Here is a 20,376-nt window from a genome sequence, read left to right on the forward strand (position 1 = left end):
GTTGCGATGCCCGGTTCTACGGACGGCTCTACGCGGACGATGGGGGTGCTCACCGTCGGCGGACTGGTCGTGGTGACCGCCTACACGGTGGCGCTCGGCAGCAACGGCTGGCTGTGGTTCGGCTGGGTCGTGCTCGGGCTGATCACTCTCGGCATGGTGGTCACGCGCAGTACGTGACCCTCAGGCGCCGGTCAGCCGGCCCGCGGAGTGCACGCCCGGCTGGTACTTGGGCAGCCGGGCGGTCACTTTCATCCCCGCTCCCACGGCGGTCTCGATGACGAGGCCGTAGTCGTCTCCGTAGACCTGACGGAGCCGGTCGTCGACGTTGGAGAGTCCGATGCCGCCGGAGGGGCTGACCTCGCCGGCGAGGATGCGGCGCAGTACGGCGGGGTCCATTCCGGCCCCGTCGTCCTCGATGACGACGAGGGCCTCCGCGCCCGCGTCCTGGGCCGTGATGCTGATCCGGCATTTCCCGGCGGTGGTGGCCGCTCTGCCCTCAAGTCCGTGCTTGACGGCGTTCTCCACCAGCGGCTGGAGGCAGAGGAAGGGCAGGGCGACCGGGAGCACCTCGGGGGCGATCTGCAGGGTGACGGAAAGCCGGTCGCCGAATCTCGCCCGGACCAGCGCCAAGTAGTGGTCGATGGCGTGGAGTTCGTCGGCGAGGGTGGTGAAGTCACCGTGCCTGCGGAACGAGTAGCGGGTGAAGTCGGCGAACTCCAGCAGCAGTTCACGGGCTCGTTCGGGATCGGTGCGCACGAAGCTGGCGATCACCGCGAGCGAGTTGAAGATGAAGTGCGGGGAGATCTGGGCGCGAAGTGCCTTGATCTCGGCCTCGATCAGCCGGGTGCGGGACTGGTCCAGGTCGGCCAACTCCAACTGGACGGAGACCCAGCGGGCGACCTCTCCGGCGGCCCGGACCAGTACGGCGGACTCGCGGGGCGCGCAGGCGACGAGGGCGCCGTGGACCCGGTCGTCGACGGTGAGGGGGGCGACGACCGCCCAGCGCAGGGGGCATTCGGGGGTCTCGCAGATCAGCGGGAAGGCCTCGCCGCGGCCTGAGTCCAGGGGTCCGGAGAGGCGTTCCATGATCTCGGCGCGGTGATGGGCGCCGACTCCGTCCCAGGCCAGCACCTCCTTCCGGTCGACCAGGCACAGGGCGTCCGTGCCGAGCAGCGAGCGCAGCCGCCGGGCCGACTTCCGCGCGGTCTCCTCCGTCAGCCCTGCCCGGAGCGGGGGCGCGGCGAGGGAGGCGGTGTGCAGGGTCTCGAAGGTGGCGTGCTCGACGGGGGTACCGAGACCGCCCTGGCTCTCGGGTCGGGCGGTGCGCCGCCCGAGCCAGAACCCGGCCGCCAGCAGAGGGAGGATCGCGACGCACAGTCCGGCGATGAATCCGCTCATGACTTCACCTCCGCCAGTTCCTCCGGCAAGTGGAACCGGGCCAGGATCGCCGCCGTTCCGGTCGGTACTCGGCTCGGGGTGGCCAGGGACACCAGCACCATCGTGAGGAAGGCCAGCGGTACCGACCAGAGGGCGGGCCAGGCCAGCAGGGCGTGCAGGGCTCCGGTGCCGGGGTAGCCGGACATCGTCGCCGCCACGGCGAGCAGGGCGGAGCCGCCGCCCACCAGCATTCCGGCGGCCGCCCCGGGCGGGGTGAGCCGGTGCCACCAGATGCCGAGCACCAGCAACGGGCAGAAGGACGACGCCGACACGGCGAAGGCCAGCCCGACGGCGTCGGCGACCGGCAGCCCGCCCACCAGGGCGCTCGCCGCGAGCGGCACGGCCATGGCGAGGACGGTACCGAGCCTGAAGTGCCGTACGCCGCGGGAGGGGAGGACGTCCTGGGTGAGGACGCCCGCCACGGCCATGGTCAGACCGGAGGCGGTCGACAGGAACGCCGCGAAGGCGCCCCCGGCGACCAGCGCGCCCAGCAGGTCGCCACCGACTCCGCCGATCATGCGCTCGGGCAGCAGCAGGACGGCGGCGTCCGCGTCGCCGGTGAGGGTGAGTTCGGGGGCGTACAGGCGGCCGAGGGCGCCGTAGACCGGGGGCAGCAGGTAGAAGGCGCCGATCAGGCCGAGGACGGCGACCGTGGTGCGGCGGGCGGCGACGCCGTGCGGGCTGGTGTAGAAGCGGACGACGACATGGGGCAGGCCCATGGTGCCGAGGAAGGTGGCGAGGATCAGTCCGTAGGTGGCGTACAGCGGGCGTTCGCCGCGGCTCTCGGCCTGGGACGGCGACAGGCCGCCGTCGCGGTCACGCTCGGCCTCGGGGAGGGCCGCGCCCTCGGCGAACGTCAGCCGGGTGCCGCGCTCGATCCGGTGGGTGCCGGCGGGGAGTCGCAGCTCCCGCTCCTCGTGGGCGCGGCCGTCGACGGTGCCGCTCACCGTGACGGTCAGCGGTCGGTCCAGGCGCAGCTCCAGGCTGTCGTCGACGCGGACGGTGCGCTGTTCGCGGAAGGCGGCGGGTTCGTCGAAGGCGTGGTGGGGCGCGCCGTCGCTCTGCCAGGCGAGCACCAGGAACAGGGCGGGCACCAGCAGGGCGGTCAGCTTCAGCCAGTACTGGAAGGCCTGGACGAAGGTGATGCTGCGCATGCCGCCCGCGGCGACGATGGCGACCACCACGACCGCCACGATCACTCCGCCGAGCCAGTCGGGCGCGCCGGTGAGCACGGTCAGCGTCAGCCCGGCGCCCTGGAGTTGGGGCAGCAGGTAGAGCCAGCCGACGCCGACGACGAATGCCCCGGCCAGTCTCCTTACCGCCTGGGAGGCGAGCCGGGCCTCGGCGAAGTCGGGGAGCGTGTAGGCGCCGGAGCGGCGCAGCGGGGCGGCGACGAAGAGGAGCAGGACCAGGTAGCCGGCGGTGTAGCCGACCGGGTACCAGAGCATGTCGGGGCCCTGGACGAGGACCAGTCCGGCGATGCCGAGGAAGGAGGCGGCGGAGAGGTACTCACCGCTGATGGCGGCGGCGTTGAGGCGGGGGCCGACGGTGCGGGAGGCGACGTAGAAGTCGGAGGTGGTGCGAGAGATGCGCAGGCCGAAGGCGCCGACGAAGACGGTCGCGAGGACGACGAGCGCGACGGCGGGGACGGCGAAGTTCTCGTTCACGGCCGTTCGGAGTTCCCTTCCACAGCCCTCAGCGGTCCTGGTCCTCGACGAGGCGGACGAAGTCGCGTTCGTTGCGCTCGGCGCGCCGCACGTACCAGCGGGCGAGCAGCACGAGCGGGGCGTAGAGGCAGAAGCCGAGGACGGTCCATTCCAGGCGCTCGGAGTCCGGGATGGTGGCGAAGAGCAGGGGCAGCGGGCCGATCAGGAGTCCGAGGACGGCGACGACGGCGAGGGCGGCGCGCAGTTGGGAGCGCATCAGGGAGCGGACGTAGGTGTGGCCGAGGGTGGTCTGTTCGGCGATCTCGGTGCGCGGGCGGTAGTAGCCGGAGGCGGGGCGGGTGCGCCGGGGCGGTCCGGTGACGACGACGCGGCGTTCGGCGGGGTCCTGGTGCGGCACCGTCACGGCCTCCGCATCAGCAGGTCCCGCAGCTCGCGCGCGTGGCGTCGGCTGACCTGGAGTTCCTCGGTGCCGACCAGGACGCTGACCGTGCCCGCGTCCAGGCGGAGTTCACCTATGTGGCGCAGGGCGACCAGATGGCGGCGGTGGATGCGGACGAAGCCCCGGGAGCGCCAGCGCTCCTCCAGGGTGGACAGCGGGATGCGCACCAGATGGCTGCCCTTGTCGGTGTGCAGCCGGGCGTAGTCGCCCTGGGCCTCGACATGGGTGATCTCCTCGACGGGCACGAAGCGGGTCACGCCGCCGAGTTCGACGGGTATGTGGTCCGGGTCGGGCTCGTGCACGGGTATCCGGGGTCCGGCGCCGATCAGTTCGGCGGCCCGCCGGACGGCCTCGCCGAGGCGCTCCTTGCGGACCGGCTTGAGGACGTAGTCGACGGCCTTGAGGTCGAACGCCTGCACGGCGAAGTCCTCGTGCGCGGTGACGAACACGACCAGCGGCGGCTTGGCGAACCCGGTGAGCAGCCGGGCCAGGTCGAGGCCGTCGAGACCGGGCATGTTGATGTCGAGGAAGACGACGTCGATCGCCTCGGGCCCGGCGGGCCCCGACTCCAGCGCCCGGTTGATCCGGCGCAGCGCCTCGGTGGCGTCCCCGGCGCCCGCCGCGCTGCCGATCCGGGGATCGGCGTTCAGGAGGTACAGCAGTTCCTCCAGCGAGGGGCGTTCGTCGTCGACAGCCAGGGCACGCAGCATGAACGTGGAGTGTAGGAGCAATTCGTACGCCTGCACACGGGCCGAGGTGTGGACGTTTCCGCTGGGTAGGGTGCCGCCATGAACAGCAGGACCACGCCGTTCGACGAGCTCGACCGGAAGATCATCACCGCCCTGATGGCGAACGCAAGGACCAGTTTCAACGAGATCGGCGCGGCCGTCGGGCTGTCCTCGACGGCCGTGAAGCGGCGGGTGGACCGGCTGCGGGAGTCCGGGGTGATCACCGGGTTCACGGCCACGGTGAAGCCGTCGGCGCTGGGCTGGCGCACGGAGGCGTATGTCGAGGTGTACTGCGAGGGCGCGGCCCCGCCGCGGCGGCTGGCGGAGGTGGTCCGCAACCATCCGGAGATCACCGCGGCGATGACGGTGACGGGCGGCGCGGACGCGCTGCTGCATGTGCGGGCGCGGGATGTGGAGCACTTCGAGGAGGTGCTGGAGCGGATCCGCGTCGAGCCGTTCATCCGGAAGACGATCAGCGTGATGGTGCTGTCCCATCTCCTCCCGGACAGTCCGGAGGCTGGCGCGAGCCAGCCGGCCCCGGAGGGCACGGGAGAGGGCGCAGCAGACCTGCGTTGAGCAGGGATACAACGCAGCATTCCTGCGTGAACACGCAGCCCTTGTTCCTTGTCGGGCGTCTGGGTCACTTTCTACCTTGGTGTCAACCCAGTCCCACCGCAGGAAGCGGAGGAACCCCTCTGTGCTCGAATCCCGTGTGCCGCGCCGGCGGCGCTTCCTCGTCTGTGAACCCAGACATTTCGCCGTGCAGTACGCGATCAACCCCTGGATGCAGCCGGACACCCGGGTCGACGTCGATCTCGCCCAGGATCAGTGGCAGTCGCTGATCCGCGCCTACCGCTCCCACGGGCACGCCGTCGACACCGTGGAGCCGGTCCCCGGACTCCCCGACATGGTCTTCGCCGCGAACTGTGCGGTCAGCGTGGACGGCCGGATCTTCGGCTCGCTCTTCCACGCACCCGAGCGGCGCCCCGAGTCCACCCACTACGAGACGTGGTTCAAGGCGTCCGGATTCGACGTCTACCGCCCCGAGTCGGTGTGCGAGGGCGAGGGCGACCTGGTCCCGACGGGCCGCTATGTGCTGGCCGGCACCGGTTTCCGGACCACCCGTGAGGCCCATCGCGAGGTGCAGGAGTTCTTCGGCGTCCCGGTGATCAGCCTGACGCTGGTGGACCCGTACTTCTACCACCTCGACACCGCGCTGTTCGTGCTCGACGACGACAACATCGCGTACTACCCGGAGGCGTTCTCGCCGGGCAGCCGCGAGGTGCTCCGGCGGCTCTACCCGGAGGCGGTGCTGGCCACCCGTGAGGACGCGATGGCGTTCGGTCTGAACTCCGTCTCCGACGGACTGCACGTCTTCATCGCGCCCGGGGCGACCGCCCTCGCCGACCAGCTGGCCCTGCGTGGCTACGTCCCCGTCCCCGTCGACCTGTCCGAGCTGCTGAAGGCCGGCGGCGGCATCAAGTGCTGCACCCAGGAGATCCGCTCATGACCGCACCCGCGCACACCCGTTCCTCCGCCGACCTGATCCGCGCCGAGGAGCCCGTCCTCGCGCACAACTACCACCCGCTGCCGGTCGTCGTCGCGCGCGCCGAGGGCACCTGGGTGGAGGACGTCGAGGGCAACCGCTACCTGGACATGCTGGCGGGCTACTCGGCGCTCAACTTCGGCCACCGCCACCCCGGTCTGATCGAGGCCGCCCACCGGCAGCTGGATCTGCTCACGCTCACCTCGCGGGCCTTCCACAACGACAAACTCGCCGAGTTCGCCGAGCGCCTGGCCGCGCTGACCGGCCTGGACATGGTGCTGCCCATGAACACGGGCGCCGAGGCCGTGGAGAGCGCGGTCAAGGTGGCCCGCAAATGGGCCTACGACGTCAAGGGCGTCCCGGACGGCCAGGCCACCATCGTGGTCGCGGCGGACAACTTCCACGGCCGTACGACGACCATCGTCAGCTTCTCCACCGACGAGACCGCCCGCTCCGGCTTCGGGCCCTTCACCCCGGGCTTCCGGGTCGTCCCCTACAACGACCTGGCCGCGCTGGAGGAGGCCGTCGACGACACCACGGCGGCGGTGCTCATCGAGCCCATCCAGGGCGAGGCCGGTGTGGTCATCCCGGACGACGGCTATCTGGCCGGGGTGCGGGAGCTGACCAGCCGCAAGGGCTGCCTGTTCATCGCGGACGAGATCCAGTCGGGCCTCGGCCGCACCGGCCGTACCCTCGCCGTCGAGCACGAGTCGGTGGTGCCCGACATGCTGCTGCTCGGCAAGGCGCTGGGCGGCGGCATCGTGCCGGTGTCCGCGGTCGTGGCCAAGCGCGAGGTGCTCGCGGTACTGCGGCCGGGCGAGCACGGCTCCACGTTCGGCGGAAACCCGCTGGCCGCCGCGGTCGGCACGGCCGTGGTCGAGCTGCTGGAGACCGGCGAGTTCCAGCACCGGGCGGCCGACCTCGGCGTCGGACTCAGGGACGGGCTGACCGAACTCGTCGGCAAGGGCGTGGTCGGCTTCCGCGCCCGCGGCCTGTGGGCGGGCGTGGACATCGACCCCGCGGTGGGCACCGGCCGGGAGATCAGCGAGCGGCTGATGCGCGAGGGCGTGCTGGTCAAGGACACGCACGGCTCCACGATCCGGCTGGCTCCGCCGCTGACCATCACCGCCGAGGAGCTGACGGGTGCGCTGGCCGCGCTGGAGAAGGTACTGAAGTAGGGCGGGAGAGCGCCCGCGGTGGCCGTCTCTCCCTCGCACTGCGAGGGTGAACACTGGGATCAGAGGTGGTAGACCACTGACGTGGACCACCCTCAGCGGCTCTCAGCGACGGAGAGGTCGGCCGTGGGCTCACAGGAGGAGCGCGCCGCAGCACGGCATCGGTTCGATGTGGCCGATGCCGTACCCGTGCTGCTCGACGACCGGGGCCTGGTGACCTGCTGGACCAGCGCGGCCCAGCGGCTGCTGGCGTACGGGCCGGGCGAGGTGGTGGGCCGCCCGGTGGCCGGGCTGCTGACCGACAAGGACGCGGCGCGCGTCCCCGAGTTGGCCGAGCGGTGCCGCCGGGACGGCGGCTGGGCGGGGCTGCTGACCGCGCGGCGTGCGGACGGCACCCCGGTGCCGGTGATGACGCGGGTCGTCGCGGCGCCGGAGCAGGACGGCCCGGCCCGCTGGCTGGCGCTGCTGTCGGAGATGGAGCAGGCACCGGGCTGGGACATGAGCCGGACGGTGCTGGAGCAGATGGTGGCCCGCTCGCCCGTCGGCATAGCGATCATGGACACCGATCTGAGGTTCGTCTGGTCCAACGCCGCGCTGGAGGAGTACGGCGGCGGACCGCCGTACCAGCGACTGGGGCGGCGGCTCGCGGACATCCAGCCGGGCCTGGACGCTGCGGCCCTGGAGACGCAGATGCGGCGGGTGCTGGAGACCGGGGTGCCGATCGTCGGGTACGAGCACCTGGGCCAGCTGCGCTCGGCGCCGTACCGGGAGACGGCGCACATGATGTCGTTCACCCGGCTCGAGGACGACCAGGGCCGGGCGATGGGCGTGTACTACACGGTCGTCGACGTCAGTGACCGGCACCGGGCCCGCCGGCGGCTCGCCCTGTTGGACCGCGCGGGCCGGCACATCGGACGCACCCTGGACGTGGTGCACACCGCCCAGGAGCTGGCGGACGTGGCGGTGCCGGGCTTCGCGGACCTGGTCTGGGTGGATCTGCTGGACTCGGTGCTCAGCGGCGGGGAGCCCGCGTCCGGGCCGCTGAGCCACACCGGGCCGGTGCAGCTGCGCCGGGCCGGACATCGCTCGGAGAACGAGGACGCGGCCGTCGGCATAGGTGCCGTGGCCACCTACATGGCGGGCTCGCCGCCGATCCGCTCGCTGACCAGTGGCCGGTCCTGGCGCGCCGAGCGGCTCGATCCGCTGGCCCGGGAGTGGGCCACGGACGTGCTGGGCCGGGAGGCCACCTTCCGGGAGCTGGGACTGCACAGCGTGATGATCGTGCCGGTCCGCGCGCGGGGCGTCACCCTGGGGATCACCACGTTCTTCCGGCGCCGCCGCAAGGAGCCGTTCGACGAGGACGATCTGCGGCTCGCCGAGGACCTGGTGTCGCGGGCCGCGGTCTGCGTGGACAACGCCCGCCGCTACACCCGCGAGCGCGACGCCGCCCTGGTCCTCCAGCGCAGTCTGCTCCCCCACCGGCTGAGCGACCAGGACGCCGTGGAGGTCGCCGCCTGCTACCGGCCCGCCGACGAACTCACCGGCCTCGGCGGCGACTGGTACGACCTCGTGCCGCTGTCCGGGGCGCGGGTCGCGCTGGTGGTGGGCGAGGTGCCGGGGCACGGCATCGACGCCGCCGCGGCCATGGGCCGCCTCCGTACGGCCGTACGGACGCTGGCCGCGCTGGATCTGCGGCCGGAGGAGGTGCTGGCGCATCTCGACGACCTGGTGGGCAGGTCGGCCCGGGACGAGGGCGCGGCGCCGGACACCGAGGGCGCCGACAGCATGCGGGGCGTGGGGGCGGGATGCTTGTACGCCGTGTACGACCCGGTCGACGGGCAGTGCACCATGGCCGCCGCCGGCCATCCCTCCCCGGCCGTCCTGCTGCCCGACGGCGAGGTGACCTTCGTCGATCTGCCGCAGGGGCCGCCCCTCGGCGTGGGCGGCCCGCCCTTCGAGTCGGTCGAGCTGGTGCTGGCCGAGGGCAGCACCCTCGCCCTGTACACCGACGGCCTGCTGGCCCGCGGCGACAACGGGGCCGGGGACGCGGACCGGGACCGGCTGCGCCCGGCCCTGGAGCGGACCGCGCCCTCCCTCGCGCTGCACTCCCGGGCCGTGGTGGACGCCCTGGTCCCGGTGCGGCCGCGGGACGACGTGGTGCTGCTGATGGCCCGCACCCGGCTGCTCGGCACCGACCAGGTCGCGGACTGGGACCTGCCGAGCGATCCCGCGGTGGTCGCCGACGCCCGCAAGGGCGCCACCCGCCAGCTCACCGAATGGGGTCTGGAACCGCTGGCCTTCACCACCGAGCTGATCGTCAGCGAGCTGGTCACCAACGCCATCCGGCACGCCACCGGGCCCATCCGGCTACGGCTGCTCAAGGAGCGCACGCTGATCTGCGAGGTCCTCGACGGCGGCGCCTCCGCCCCGCATCTGCGTCATCCGCGGGCCACCGACGAGGGCGGGCGGGGGCTGTTGCTGGTGTCCCAGTTCGCCCAGCGGTGGGGTACGCGGTTCGCACCCGAGGGCAAGATCATCTGGGCTGAGCAGTCGCTGACGGAACCGGAGGAGTGATCCGCGACCCCGGCGCATATGCCGCACAACATGCCAAACTGGGGTGATCTCGGTGATGAGGCGGCACTCATGAACGACACGGCGATCGACTACGCGGCGGTCTTCCAGGCCCTGCCCGGCATGGTGGCACTGCTGACACCCGAGCTGATCTACGCGGATGTCAACGAAGAGTTCCTGGACATGACCGGGCGCAGGCGCCAGGACCTCGTCGGCCGCTATCTCTTCGACGCCTTCCCCGACAACCCCAACGACACCGCCGCCACCGGCATGCGCAATCTGGCCGCGTCCCTCCAGCGGGTGGTCACCACCGGCGAGCGGGACGTGATGGCCCTCCAGCGCTACGACGTGGAGTCCGTCGAGCGTCCCGGGCAGTGGGAGGAGCGCTACTGGAGCCCGGTCAACGCCCCGGTCCTCGGCCCCGACGGCAAGGTGGTGCTGCTGGTCCACCGGGTCGAGGAGGTCACGGAACTGATCCGGGCCCGCGGCGGCCCCACCGGCAGCCGGGCCCGGGTGATGGAGGCCGAGCTGTACACCAGGGCCCGGGAGCTCCAGGAGCTCAACGACCGGCTCCGCCAGGCCCACGCCCGCGAACGGGAGGTCGCGCTCGCTCTCCAGGAGGCGATGCTGCCCGCCCGCCGCCAGCTCCGCCACCAGGACGTGGCGGTGCGCTACCGGCCCGCGGTCGGCGCGCTGAACGTGTGCGGGGACTGGTACGACATGGTCGACCTGGTCGGTGGCAACCGCATCGGCGTCTCCGTCGGGGACGTGGTCGGGCACGGCCTCGCGGCGGCCGGGGTGATGGGCCAGCTGCGCAGCGCGCTGAGCGCCGCCTCGCGGGTCGCCGAGGGACCCGCGCAGGCGCTCGACGTCCTCGGCCGGTACGCGCATGTCGTCGACGGTGCGGAATCGGCCACCGCGGTCACCACTTTCGTCGATCTCGACCGGCGCACCATCGCCTACAGCAGCGCCGGGCACCCGCCGCCCGCGCTGCTGCACCCCGACGGCCGGGTGGAGTTCCTCGACCGGGCCACCGATCCGCCGCTCGACGCGCGCCCCGATCCCATCCAACGACCGCAGGCGGAGACGGAGTTCACCGAGGGCGCCACCCTCGTGCTGTACACCGACGGCCTGGTCGAACGCAGACGGGAGGACATCTACGCCGGTCTGGCCCGGCTCGCCGACTCCCTCGTCCGGCACTGTCACGACGACGCCGAGACCCTCGCGGACGCGGTCCTGCTGGACCTGCTGCCGCCCGGTGGCGCCACCGACGACACGGCGCTGGTGGTGGTCCGGCTCTGACGGGTTGTGAGTTCCCTGTCAAGGTCGTCGGAAAGGTCTGCGCCAGTCGCCTCCGGGCCGGTTCCGGCCCCACCTGCCTGTGCCTACACTGGCACCCCCACAACACGCCGGTTGACCTGCAAGTAGAGGAGCGCCTCCTTGTTCTACTACCTGCTCAAGTACGTGTTGCTGGGCCCCTTGTTGAGACTCGTCTTCCGCCCGCGCACCGAGGGCCTCGAACACGTGCCGACGTCCGGGGCCGCGATCGTCGCGGGCAACCACCTCTCCTTCTCGGACCACTTCCTGATGCCCGCGATCCTCAAGCGCCGCATCACCTTCCTGGCCAAGGCCGAGTACTTCACCGGGCCCGGCCTCAAGGGCAGACTGACCGCCTTCTTCTTCCGCAGCGCCGGCCAGATCCCGGTCGACCGCTCCGGCAAGGAGGCCGGCCAGGCCGCGATCCGCGAGGGCCTCGGCGTCCTGCGCAAGGACGAACTGCTGGGCATCTACCCGGAGGGCACCCGCTCCCACGACGGCCGCCTGTACAAGGGCAAGGTCGGCGTCGCCGTGATGGCGCTCAAGGCGGGCGTGCCGGTGATCCCCTGCGCGATGATCGGCACCTTCGAGGCCCAGCCGCCCGGCAAGGTCATCCCCAACATCCACCCCGTGGTGATCCGCTTCGGCAAGCCCCTGGACTTCTCCCGCTACGCGGGCATGGAGAACGAGAAGGCCGTCCTGCGCGCCATCACCGACGAGATCATGTACGCCATCCTCTCCCTCTCCGAGCAGGAGTACGTCGACCAGTACGCGGCCGTCGCCAAGGCGGAGCAGGCCGCGGCGCGCGAGCAGAAGGCGCGCAGGTTCCCGAAGATGCCGCTTGGCTGAGGGCATGTCCCGCTGGATCAAGGCGAGTTGACGACCGTACCCTCACCGCATGGGACGCGTGGTGGTGATCGGGGCGACGGGACAGATCGGTCGTGCGGCGGTGGCCGCCCTCGCCGGGGACGGCTGGGAGGTGACGGCGCTCTCCCGGCGCGGCACCCGGGTCGAGGACTGGCCGGACGAGGTGCGGGTGGTGGCGGCCGACCGCGCCGACGACACCGCGCTGGCCGCGGCGATCGGCGACGGCTGTGACACGGTGGTGGACGTGGTGGCCTACGGCGCCGCGCACGCCCGCCAGTTGACCGCGCTGGCCGGACGGATCGGCTCGGCGGTGGTGATCTCCAGCGCGGAGGTGTACGAGGACGACCGGGGCCGGGGCTTCGCCACGATGGCCGAGCCGGACGGCTTCCCCGCCTACCCTGTGCCCATCCGCGAGGACCAGCCGACGGTCCGGGCGGACGGGGACACCTACCGTTCGGGCAAGGCGGCGCTGGAGCACGAACTCCGTTCCTGTGCAGACGTGTTGCCCACGACACTGCTCCGCGCCTGCGCGGTCCACGGCCCGTACAGCCCGCTCCCCCGCGAGCTGTACTTCGTCAAACGCAATCTGGACGGCCGCCGCAGAAGGGCGCTCGCCTTCTTGGGGGAGAGCCGCTTCCATCCGTCCGGGACCCGCAACCTCGCCGAGCTGATCCGGCTGGCTGCGGCCCGGCCGGGCTCGCGGGTGCTCAACGCGGGGGATCCGCAGGCGCCGACGGTTGCGGAGATCGGGGCGGCGGTCGACGCGGTGATGGGCGTGGAACCGGAGACGGTCCTGCTGGACGGCCCGCCCCCGAACCCCGCCGTGGGACGGACTCCGTGGTCGGCGGAGCGCCCGGTGGTCTGCGACATGACGGCCGCCGAACGGGAGTTGGGCTACCGGCCGGTGACGACCTACGCGCAGGCGCTGCCCGAGACGGTGGAGTGGCTGGAGCGGGTACTGGCCGAGCGGGACTGGCGGGAGGCGTTCCCGTTGCTGGCGAAGGTGTACCCGGACCTGTTCGACTACGCGGCGGAGGACGCGTGGTTCGAGAGGTGAGCGCGGAGGAAGTGCCGCTCAAGGAGTGAGGGACGTCAGCGCCTCGTCCAGGATCCGGCGCAGCACCCGCGCGTCCGCCGCGACGGCGGTCACCAGCACCGCGGGCCCGGGCAGCGGCATGAGCACGGCCTGTTCGCCGAGCACCCGAGCGGCCTCCGGTGCCTTCTCGAACTCGGTTCGTACGATGACGAGTTGACCGACAGCGCGGTGCCCGGCAAGCCCGGCGGGACCGTCCCAGCCGCCCGGGGTGCCGGGACCACAGGCCAGTTCCTGGTCCAGGACGGTCCGCCCGGCGACGCGGAGGGTCAGTCGGCTGGTGAGCCGTCCCGGTTCTTCGCCCACCCGCCCGAGGACCTGCTCCTCGCGCAGGACCAGCCGGGCGCCGGCGCCGAGGTCGATCCGGGTGGTGACGTACAGGTCGCTGCCCGCGGCGGAGATCAACTGCTCGGGCAGCCAGCGCAGTTCGCCGCCGTCGGCGACGGTGAGCCGTACGTCGTAGCGGGCCGCGTCCTTGGCTTGGCCGGGCAGGGCGATCGTCGCGGCGGCGGATCCGACGTGCAGCCGGGCCCCGTCCGCCACCTCTGCCTCGACGGTGAACCGGTCACCGCCGAGGGGTCCGCTCATGGCGCCGACGAGCATGACGCGCGCCTCGGCACCGCTCGCCCGGGTGCGCCGCAGCGCGAGCGGCCCGGCGCCCTCCAGTACGGGCAGCGCCGTACCGCCTCTGCCGTCGCCGCGTGCGCCGATGCGGGCGGTGGCGGTGACCCCGGTGGCGGTCACGCCGTCCACGCGGCGAGCTGCGCGCGCACCCAGTCGGCGACGTCCCGGACACCGTCCTCGCCGCGCAAGGACTGGAAGACGACGGGGAGTTCGGCGCGCTGCGCCTTGGCGTCGGCGGCCATCCGGGCGAGATCGGAGCCGACGTACGGGGCGAGGTCGGTCTTGTTGACGACCAGCAGGTCGGCGGTGGTGACGCCGGGCCCGCCCTTGCGCGGGATGTCGTCGCCGCCCGCGACGTCGATCACGAAGATCTGCGCGTCCACGAGGCCCTTGGAGAAGGTGGCGGTCAGATTGTCCCCGCCGGACTCCACGAGCACGAGATGCAGGGGCCCGACCTCGTCCTCCAGGTCCTCGACGGCTTCGAGGTTGGCGGAGATGTCGTCGCGGATGGCGGTGTGCGGACAGGCGCCCGTCTCGACAGCGGTGATCCGCTCGGGCGGCAGGACGGCCTCCCGCAGCAGGAACTCGGCGTCCTCGCGCGTGTAGATGTCATTGGTGACGACGGCCAACGACAGCTCGTCACGCAGGGCACGGCACAGCGCGGCCACGGTAGCGGTCTTCCCGGACCCGACGGGCCCACCGAGCCCGATCCGAAGGGCACGACGGGCGCCATCGGGACGACGGGCGTCGGCGCTGACGGCGGACGGCCCGTGGGAGGAATGGTCAAGGTGCATGCAACGGCTCCATCTCAACTGACGGTAGGTGTACTTCAGCCCGTCCCGCGTTCGGGGATGAGGCCGAATCTCAAGACGCGAACAACCGCACTCCCCAAGCCGCATGCACCTCCGCCCCGATCTCCAGGAGAGGTGAGGAGGACGCGGGCAGGGCGTCTACCCCCGCCGCGACCACACCCCGAGCCACCTCCACCGCCTGATCCACGACGAGGTCCAGCTCGGGCGCCAGCCGAGCCAGCACAGCCGTGGCGTCGAACGGGTCGAGACTCAGCAACCGCACCGTCGCGGACGCAGGCCCACTGACACTCTCGTACACGGCGCAGTACGCGGCATCCACGGGACCGAGCCCGGCCGCGCGGGCCGTCACCCCGAGCACCACGGGCTGATGGGCACCCTTGGGGAACGAACCGGCGAGAGCGTCGAGTTCAGCGCAGGGCCAGGTCGCGCGGGCGGCCCGCATCAGCTGTCGCCCCAGCTTCCGCGCGGCGAGCCGCAGCGCGGGGGAAGGCGTCCGCGCGTCCGCCGCCGCGTCCAGCGCGACCGGGTCCACCCCGAGCGAGGCCGCCGCCGCGATCGCCGCGGCGACCCGGCCCACGGTGTGCAGCCGCCCGCGGCAGAACTCCTCCAGACTCGCCGCCCCGGTCACCCGCCCGGCCTTGACGGCCGCTTCCGCGCCGCCGGAGTGCGCGTGCCCCCCGGCGGGAAAGCGGCCGTCGGCCAGGACCAGAAGCGCTGCCCTGGACATCAGAAGAGGAAGTAGCGCTGGGCCATGGGCAGTTCGGCGGCTGGAGTGGCCTCGACCAGCTCCCCGTCGATGCGCACGGCAAAGCTGTCGGGGTCGACCTGGACACGTGGCCGGGCGTCGTTCTCGCGCATGTCGGCCTTGGTGACACCGCGCGTGGAGTCGATCCCGACGAACCGCTTGCCGAGCTGGAGCCGCTCCGGCAGCCCGTCCTCGATCGCCAACGGCGCCACGAAGTTCACGGAGTTGGTCGCCGGCCCCCGCCCGATCGCCCCGAACATCGGCCGCGGCAGGACCGGCTGCGGCGTCGGGATCGAGGCGTTGGCGTCGCCCATCTGCGCGTACGCGATCTGCCCGCCCTTGACGACGAGTTGCGGCTTCACTCCGAAGAACGCGGGGTCCCACAGCACCAGGTCGGCGAGCTTCCCGGTCTCCACGGACCCGACCTGCCCGGCGATGCCCTGGGCGAGGGCCGGGTTGATCGTGTACTTGGCCACGTAGCGCCGTACCCGGAGATTGTCCGCGCGCCCGTCCCCCGGCAGCGCCCCACGGCGCCGCTTCATGACATGCGCGGTCTGCCAGGCGCGCAGCACGACCTCGCCGACGCGTCCCATGGCCTGTGAGTCGGAGGAGATGATCGAGATGGCGCCGAGGTCGTGCAGTATGTCCTCGGCGCCGATGGTGGACGGCCGGATCCGGGACTCGGCGAAGGCCAGGTCCTCCGGGACCGCCGGGTTGAGGTGGTGGCACACCATCAGCATGTCGAGGTGTTCCTCGGCGGTGTTGACGGTGAACGGCCGGGTGGGGTTGGTGGAACTGGGCAGCACATGCGGCTCGGAGACCACGGTCATGATGTCCGGCGCGTGCCCGCCGCCCGCGCCCTCGGTGTGGTACGCGTGAATGCCGCGGCCCCCGATCGCGGCGAGGGTGTCCCCGACGAACCCGGCCTCGTTCAGGGTGTCGGTGTGGATGGCGACCTGGATGCCGGTGCGGTCGGCGACGGTGAGCGAGGCATCGATGACGGCGGGCGTCGACCCCCAGTCCTCGTGCAGCTTCAGCCCCATCGCGCCGCCGCGGATCTGCGACAGCATCGCCTCGTGCGAGACGGTGTTGCCCTTGCCGAGGAAGCCGATGTTCAGCGGGTAGGACTCCATCGCCTCCAGCATGCGCGCCAGATGCCAGGGCCCCGGCGTCACGGTGGTCGCCTTGGAGCCCTCGGCCGGTCCGGTGCCGCCGCCGATGAGCGTCGTGATGCCCGAGGCGAGCGCCTCGTCGGCGATCTGCGGGCAGATGAAGTGGACGTGCGCGTCGATGGCACCGGCGGTGAGGATCTTGCCGTTGCCCGCGATGACCTCAGTCTCGGGGCCGATGACGAGGTCCGGGTGCACCCCGTCCATGGTGTCGGGGTTGCCGGCCTTGCCGATGCCGGTGATCCGGCCGTCCCGGATGCCGATGTCGGCCTTGACGACACCCCAGTGGTCGATCACCACGGCACCGGTGATGACCGTGTCCGGGGTGCCGTCTGCGCGCGTAGCACGCGACTGGCCCATGGACTCGCGGATGACCTTGCCGCCGCCGAACACGGCCTCGTCACCGGCGAGTCCGGGACCGCCGGAGCGGTCCTCCTCGATCTCCACGAGCAGATCGGTGTCGGCGAGCCGGATCCGGTCGCCGGTCGTCGGGCCGAACAGGTCGGCGTACGCGGCACGCGAGATCTCAGGCATCGAGGGCACCTCCGGTCTCCCCGCGCAGTCCCGGCACGACACGGGCGCCGGCCAGCGGGACGAGTTCGACGTCGGCGGGGATCCCGGGCTCGAAGCGCACGGCGGTGCCGGCGGCGACGTTGAGCCGCTTGCCGCGGGCGGCGGCGCGGTCGAAGTCCAGACCGGGGTTGGCCTCGGCGAAGTGGTAGTGGGAGCCGACCTGGACGGGCCGGTCGGCGGCGTTGAGGACGGTCAGCCGGGTGACTTCACGGCCTTCGTTGTACACGACCGGCCCGTCCGCGAAGAGGACCTCTCCGGGAATCATCGCAGCGCCCTCCCTCAGACGATCGGCTCGTGCACGGTGACGAGCTTGGTGCCGTCGGGGAAGGTCGCCTCGACCTGGACGTCGTGGATCATCTCCGGGACGCCCTCCATCACGTCGTCCCGGGTGAGCAGCTTGCGCCCGGAGGACATCAGCTCGGCGACCGTACGGCCGTCGCGCGCGCCTTCGAGGAGGTGGGAGGTGATCAGGGCGATGGCCTCGGGGTGGTTGAGCCTGAGTCCGCGGGCCCGGCGCTTCTCGGCGACGTCGGCCGCCACATGGATCAGCAGCCTCTCCTGCTCGTGCGGGGTCAGTTGCACGTCCCACCTCACCTCTCGCTCCGGACCGTGCGGGGCCCGGTTGCCGCGGCCACGGGCAAAGTCCCTGGTGGCGTGGAGGGAGGCTAGTTGGACCGAGTTTCGGGAACGTTAACCGAGCTGTGATCCGGTCAGGCGTCCGATCGCGGCTCGGCCATGCTCATCACGGCGCGCAGTCCGTCCTGGAGGACCTCTACCGGGGCCGCCCCGAGCAGGGACTGCTGGGCGATGAAGCCCTGGACCACGGCGACCATGGTGCGGGCGACATGCTCGGCGGGGATGTCCGTCCGCATCATCCCTGCCTCCTGATAAGCCTCGGCCACCCTGACCCAGGCCGTGGTCACCACGCCGTACACCTCGTCCATGACGACCGCGAGCTCCGGGTTGCGCGCGGTCTCCGCCCACACCTGCATGATCAGCCGCGGGAAGACGGGCTCGTCGTCGACGGACAGGGTGCCCCAGATACCGACGGCGCGGCCGAGGACCTCGCCCACCAGCACGTCCGGCGGCGGGGGTGGGCTCTGCCGGGTGAGCTCCTCGAAGGCCGCACGCACCTCCGCGAGGACGCCCTTGACGATCGCGGCGATCAGCTCGTCCTTGCCGCTGAAGTAGCGGTAGACCGCGCCGGCCGAGAGGTCGACCTCCTTCAGCACGTCCTGCATGGAGGTGGCGTGGAAGCCGTTGCGGGCGAAGCAGCGGGCGGCGCCTTCCAGGATCTGGCGGCGGCGGGCGTCGAGGTGTTCCTGGGATACGCGGGCCATGGTCCCCCAATTTAAAACGAACGTTCCTTCTTGACAAGTGCGCCGGGCGGCGAGACGCTGATGGCTCCACTAAAACGAATGATCGTTCTCTATAAGAACGATCCCTGTGAGCACCACCGCGCACCCAAGGGGAAACCATGTCCACCCGCCGCCGACTGATCGCGGTCGTCGTCCTAGTCCCGGTCCTCGCCGCCCTCGCCCTGTGGGCCTTCGCCTGGCCCGCCGCCCGCACCGCACCCCGCGACCTGCCGCTCGGGGTGGCCGGCCCGGCCACCGCCACCGCCCAGGTGGAACGCCAACTGACCCGGCACGAGGGGGCGTTCGAGCTCCACCACTACGCCGACGAGGCCGCCGCCCGGGACGCCGTCGAGGACCGGTCCGTATACGGCGCGATCGTCGTGACACCGGACGGCACCTCGCTGCTCACCGCCTCGGCGGGCAGTCCGGTCGTGGCTCAGCTGCTCCAGCAGCAGGCCGCCGCCGCGGGCGGCGAGGTCCGGACCGTCGACGTGGTGCCCGCGCCCGCCAATGACCCTCGGGGCGCGGCCTTCAACGCCGGCGTGCTGCCGCTCGCGCTGGCCGGTATCGCGGCGGGCGCGGTGGTGACCCTGCTCGGCCTGCGCGGCGGCCGGGCGGTGGCCGCACTGGCCGCTTCCGCCGCGCTGGTGGGCCTCACCGCGGCGGCCGTGGCCCACAGCTGGCTGGCGGTCGTCGACGGCAACTGGTGGGCGGAGGCAGGGGTGTTCGGCCTGGCGACCCTCGCGGTGAGCGCCGCCGTCGCCGGACTGGCCGCCCTGATCGGCCCCGCCGGGATCGGGATCACCGCGGGCCTGGTCATGCTGTTCGGCAACCCCTTCTCCGGCGCGCCCTCGGCGCCGGAGCTGCTGCCCGAGCCGGTCGGCGCGATCGGACAGTGGCTGCCGCCGGGCGCGGGCGCGACGGCGCTGCGCTCCACGGCGTTCTTCGACGGCGCCGCGGCCACCGGCCCCGTGCTGACACTGACGTGGTGGGCGACGCTGGGCCTGGGCGCGGTGGTGCTCGGCGCCCTGCTGAAGTCCCGTACGCAGAGCCAGCCGACACCGGAGCGGGAACTCGCCCCGGTGTCATAGGCACTGCGGGACGCGCCGGCGCGAGCGCCGCGTGCCCTGGACGGACAGCGCCGCGCGGCTCGCGTCACGGTGCCGCCGCGCTCGGACAGTTGACGCACGTGAGCGCGGTGCGGGCGTCCCGCCGCCATCTCGACTCGTCCGGCCCGGAGTTGAAACGGACCAAACGAGGTACCCCCTTTTGGCGTAGCCGCGCCTCCTTTTGCCGACCCGTCAGGGTTGCGCAACGCGCGTAGCCCCAGGACCGAAATGGACGTTCCGTGCCTGGTCCGGGCATCCCCCGGGCCCTCGACGATCGTTCGAACGGAGCAGTGTCCACCCGAACGGGTGAGTGGTGAGTAACACCACAAATCCCCGGTTCCATTGGGATTTTCGGACATCAGTGAGTCAAGATCCCTGTCTGACGACAAGCCCCCGCCACAGCGGCGGGGCGGTCCGGGCGGACGCCGAGTCCTGCCGCCGCCCGGACGACCGGTCGACAGGAGTGGATCGGCAGGAGTGGAGGACCCAGGCACGACGGGTCGCCGGCACGGAGGTTCGCGCCGAGCAGCCCTTGGGGTGAAGCCGCTTTTCGCGGCCGGGCAACTTCGCCAGCCCGAATCCGACAGGTCATCCTTCACAGGCGGCTGACGAAGGGTTGCGCATGACTGCGCTCAATCGTGTCCCGTCGCTGATGGCCCGTGCCGGTACGGCTTCGGCGCTCACCATCGCCGCCGTGGGCGGTTCGATCGTGGCCCCCGGCCTCTCCGCCGAGGCCCAGGCGGCCACTCCGGCGACGAAGGCACTCCAGGTCGCGGCCTCCAAGAAGGGCTCCCCCTACAAGTGGGGCGCCGTCGGGCCGCACCGCTTCGACTGCTCCGGGCTCACGCTGTACTCGTACAAGAAGGCGGGCAAGAAGCTGCCTCGTACGGCGGCCCAGCAGTACAACAAGACGCGCCACATCTCGTCCAAGAGCCGCAAGTCCGGCGACCTCGTGTTCTTCCACTCGGGGTCGAACATCTACCACGTCGGCATCTACGCCGGGAAGGGCAAGATCTGGCACGCCCCGAAGACCGGGGATGTGGTGAGGCTGCAGAAGATCTGGACCAAGAGCGTCTGGTACGGCCGGGTGAGCTGACCGGCGGCCCGAGGGGGGCGGCGGCGTCCTGACACGCCGCCGCCCCTGAC

The 20,376-nt window shown here is 72.0% G+C and carries 21 protein-coding genes and 1 riboswitch; of the genes, 10 read left to right on the forward strand and 11 right to left on the reverse strand.

Translation table 11 applies throughout. The annotated features are described in order from the left end of the window. The first annotated feature begins 6 nt into the window (after positions 1 to 6). Positions 7 to 177, forward strand: coding sequence for a hypothetical protein (locus tag STRCI_RS05700; protein ID WP_015662072.1), 171 nt, complete (start codon positions 7 to 9; stop codon positions 175 to 177). Positions 178 to 180: 3 nt separating this feature from the next. Here STRCI_RS05700 and STRCI_RS05705 read toward each other — a convergent pair whose 3' ends face one another. From STRCI_RS05705 to STRCI_RS05720, 4 genes are read right to left on the reverse strand one after another with little or no spacing between them, the layout of a single operon-like run. Beyond that, positions 181 to 1,398, reverse strand: coding sequence for a sensor histidine kinase (locus tag STRCI_RS05705; protein ID WP_269657739.1), 1,218 nt, complete (start codon positions 1,396 to 1,398; stop codon positions 181 to 183). Then, a complete protein-coding gene (locus STRCI_RS05710; RefSeq protein ID WP_269657740.1) occupies positions 1,395 to 3,104 on the reverse strand; it encodes a sodium/solute symporter in 1,710 nt (569 codons plus the stop codon). The genes STRCI_RS05705 and STRCI_RS05710 overlap by 4 nt, the downstream gene beginning before the upstream one ends. 28 nt (positions 3,105 to 3,132) lie before the next feature. After that, the gene (locus STRCI_RS05715; protein ID WP_418953310.1) at positions 3,133 to 3,507 is read right to left on the reverse strand and encodes a hypothetical protein; all 375 of its coding nucleotides are present in this window, start codon (positions 3,505 to 3,507) and stop codon (positions 3,133 to 3,135) included. Further along, positions 3,504 to 4,253: a LytR/AlgR family response regulator transcription factor gene (locus STRCI_RS05720; protein WP_269657741.1), complete on the reverse strand. Its 750-nt coding sequence runs from the start codon at positions 4,251 to 4,253 to the stop codon at positions 3,504 to 3,506. The genes STRCI_RS05715 and STRCI_RS05720 overlap by 4 nt, the downstream gene beginning before the upstream one ends. Before the next feature lie 78 nt (positions 4,254 to 4,331). On the opposite strand from STRCI_RS05720, the gene STRCI_RS05725 reads away from it, so the two are divergent. From STRCI_RS05725 to STRCI_RS05755, 7 genes are all read left to right on the forward strand, one after another. Next, on the forward strand, positions 4,332 to 4,847 hold the full coding sequence (locus STRCI_RS05725) for an Lrp/AsnC family transcriptional regulator (protein ID WP_269657742.1): 516 nt from the start codon (positions 4,332 to 4,334) through the stop codon (positions 4,845 to 4,847). 121 nt (positions 4,848 to 4,968) lie between these two features. Beyond that, positions 4,969 to 5,781, forward strand: coding sequence for a dimethylargininase (gene ddaH, locus STRCI_RS05730; RefSeq protein ID WP_269657743.1), 813 nt, complete (start codon positions 4,969 to 4,971; stop codon positions 5,779 to 5,781). Then, positions 5,778 to 6,995, forward strand: a complete 1,218-nt coding sequence (gene rocD, locus STRCI_RS05735; protein ID WP_269657744.1) for an ornithine--oxo-acid transaminase — start codon at positions 5,778 to 5,780, stop codon at positions 6,993 to 6,995. The genes ddaH and rocD overlap by 4 nt, the downstream gene beginning before the upstream one ends. A gap of 123 nt (positions 6,996 to 7,118) precedes the next feature. Continuing rightward, on the forward strand, positions 7,119 to 9,566 hold the full coding sequence (locus STRCI_RS05740) for a SpoIIE family protein phosphatase (RefSeq protein ID WP_269657745.1): 2,448 nt from the start codon (positions 7,119 to 7,121) through the stop codon (positions 9,564 to 9,566). A gap of 69 nt (positions 9,567 to 9,635) precedes the next feature. Beyond that, positions 9,636 to 10,865, forward strand: a complete 1,230-nt coding sequence (locus STRCI_RS05745) for a PP2C family protein-serine/threonine phosphatase (RefSeq protein WP_269657746.1) — start codon at positions 9,636 to 9,638, stop codon at positions 10,863 to 10,865. Between the two features lie 138 nt (positions 10,866 to 11,003). Beyond that, positions 11,004 to 11,729, forward strand: a complete 726-nt coding sequence (locus STRCI_RS05750) for a lysophospholipid acyltransferase family protein (protein WP_269657747.1) — start codon at positions 11,004 to 11,006, stop codon at positions 11,727 to 11,729. A 49-nt stretch (positions 11,730 to 11,778) separates the two neighbouring features. Then, positions 11,779 to 12,804: an NAD-dependent epimerase/dehydratase family protein gene (locus STRCI_RS05755; RefSeq protein ID WP_269657748.1), complete on the forward strand. Its 1,026-nt coding sequence runs from the start codon at positions 11,779 to 11,781 to the stop codon at positions 12,802 to 12,804. A gap of 18 nt (positions 12,805 to 12,822) precedes the next feature. Here STRCI_RS05755 and STRCI_RS05760 read toward each other — a convergent pair whose 3' ends face one another. The 7 genes from STRCI_RS05760 to STRCI_RS05790 form a co-directional block, all read right to left on the reverse strand. Next, entirely contained in the window at positions 12,823 to 13,584 is a 762-nt protein-coding gene (locus STRCI_RS05760) for an urease accessory protein UreD (RefSeq protein ID WP_418953311.1), read from the reverse strand. Further along, complete coding sequence (ureG, locus tag STRCI_RS05765) at positions 13,581 to 14,258, reverse strand: urease accessory protein UreG (RefSeq protein WP_269657750.1); 678 nt, start codon at positions 14,256 to 14,258, stop codon at positions 13,581 to 13,583. Before ureG ends, STRCI_RS05760 begins: the two co-directional genes overlap by 4 nt. A gap of 70 nt (positions 14,259 to 14,328) precedes the next feature. Further along, entirely contained in the window at positions 14,329 to 15,003 is a 675-nt protein-coding gene (locus STRCI_RS05770) for an urease accessory protein UreF (RefSeq protein WP_269657751.1), read from the reverse strand. Continuing rightward, positions 15,003 to 16,724 (reverse strand): urease subunit alpha, encoded by a 1,722-nt coding sequence (locus STRCI_RS05775; RefSeq protein ID WP_269657752.1) that lies wholly within the window; start codon positions 16,722 to 16,724, stop codon positions 15,003 to 15,005. Before STRCI_RS05775 ends, STRCI_RS05770 begins: the two co-directional genes overlap by 1 nt. Further along, positions 16,717 to 17,028, reverse strand: a complete 312-nt coding sequence (locus tag STRCI_RS05780) for an urease subunit beta (RefSeq protein WP_269657753.1) — start codon at positions 17,026 to 17,028, stop codon at positions 16,717 to 16,719. The genes STRCI_RS05775 and STRCI_RS05780 overlap by 8 nt, the downstream gene beginning before the upstream one ends. A 14-nt stretch (positions 17,029 to 17,042) precedes the next feature. Further along, positions 17,043 to 17,345 carry an urease subunit gamma gene (locus STRCI_RS05785; RefSeq protein ID WP_269657754.1) on the reverse strand — a complete coding sequence of 101 codons (303 nt, stop codon included), beginning with the start codon at positions 17,343 to 17,345 and terminating at the stop codon, positions 17,043 to 17,045. Positions 17,346 to 17,473: 128 nt separating this feature from the next. Beyond that, on the reverse strand, positions 17,474 to 18,103 hold the full coding sequence (locus STRCI_RS05790) for a TetR/AcrR family transcriptional regulator (protein WP_269657755.1): 630 nt from the start codon (positions 18,101 to 18,103) through the stop codon (positions 17,474 to 17,476). Positions 18,104 to 18,240: 137 nt separating this feature from the next. Between STRCI_RS05790 and STRCI_RS05795 the strand changes: the two genes are divergently transcribed. Both STRCI_RS05795 and STRCI_RS05800 read left to right on the forward strand, forming a co-directional pair. After that, the gene (locus tag STRCI_RS05795) at positions 18,241 to 19,212 is read left to right on the forward strand and encodes an ABC transporter permease (protein WP_269657756.1); all 972 of its coding nucleotides are present in this window, start codon (positions 18,241 to 18,243) and stop codon (positions 19,210 to 19,212) included. A 509-nt stretch (positions 19,213 to 19,721) separates the two neighbouring features. Continuing rightward, positions 19,722 to 19,849: riboswitch (cyclic di-AMP (ydaO/yuaA leader) on the forward strand. A gap of 3 nt (positions 19,850 to 19,852) precedes the next feature. Then, complete coding sequence (locus STRCI_RS05800) at positions 19,853 to 20,326, forward strand: C40 family peptidase (RefSeq protein ID WP_269657757.1); 474 nt, start codon at positions 19,853 to 19,855, stop codon at positions 20,324 to 20,326. Positions 20,327 to 20,376 lie beyond the last annotated feature (50 nt).

This window comes from Streptomyces cinnabarinus (assembly GCF_027270315.1).
Lineage (GTDB): Bacteria > Actinomycetota > Actinomycetes > Streptomycetales > Streptomycetaceae > Streptomyces > Streptomyces cinnabarinus.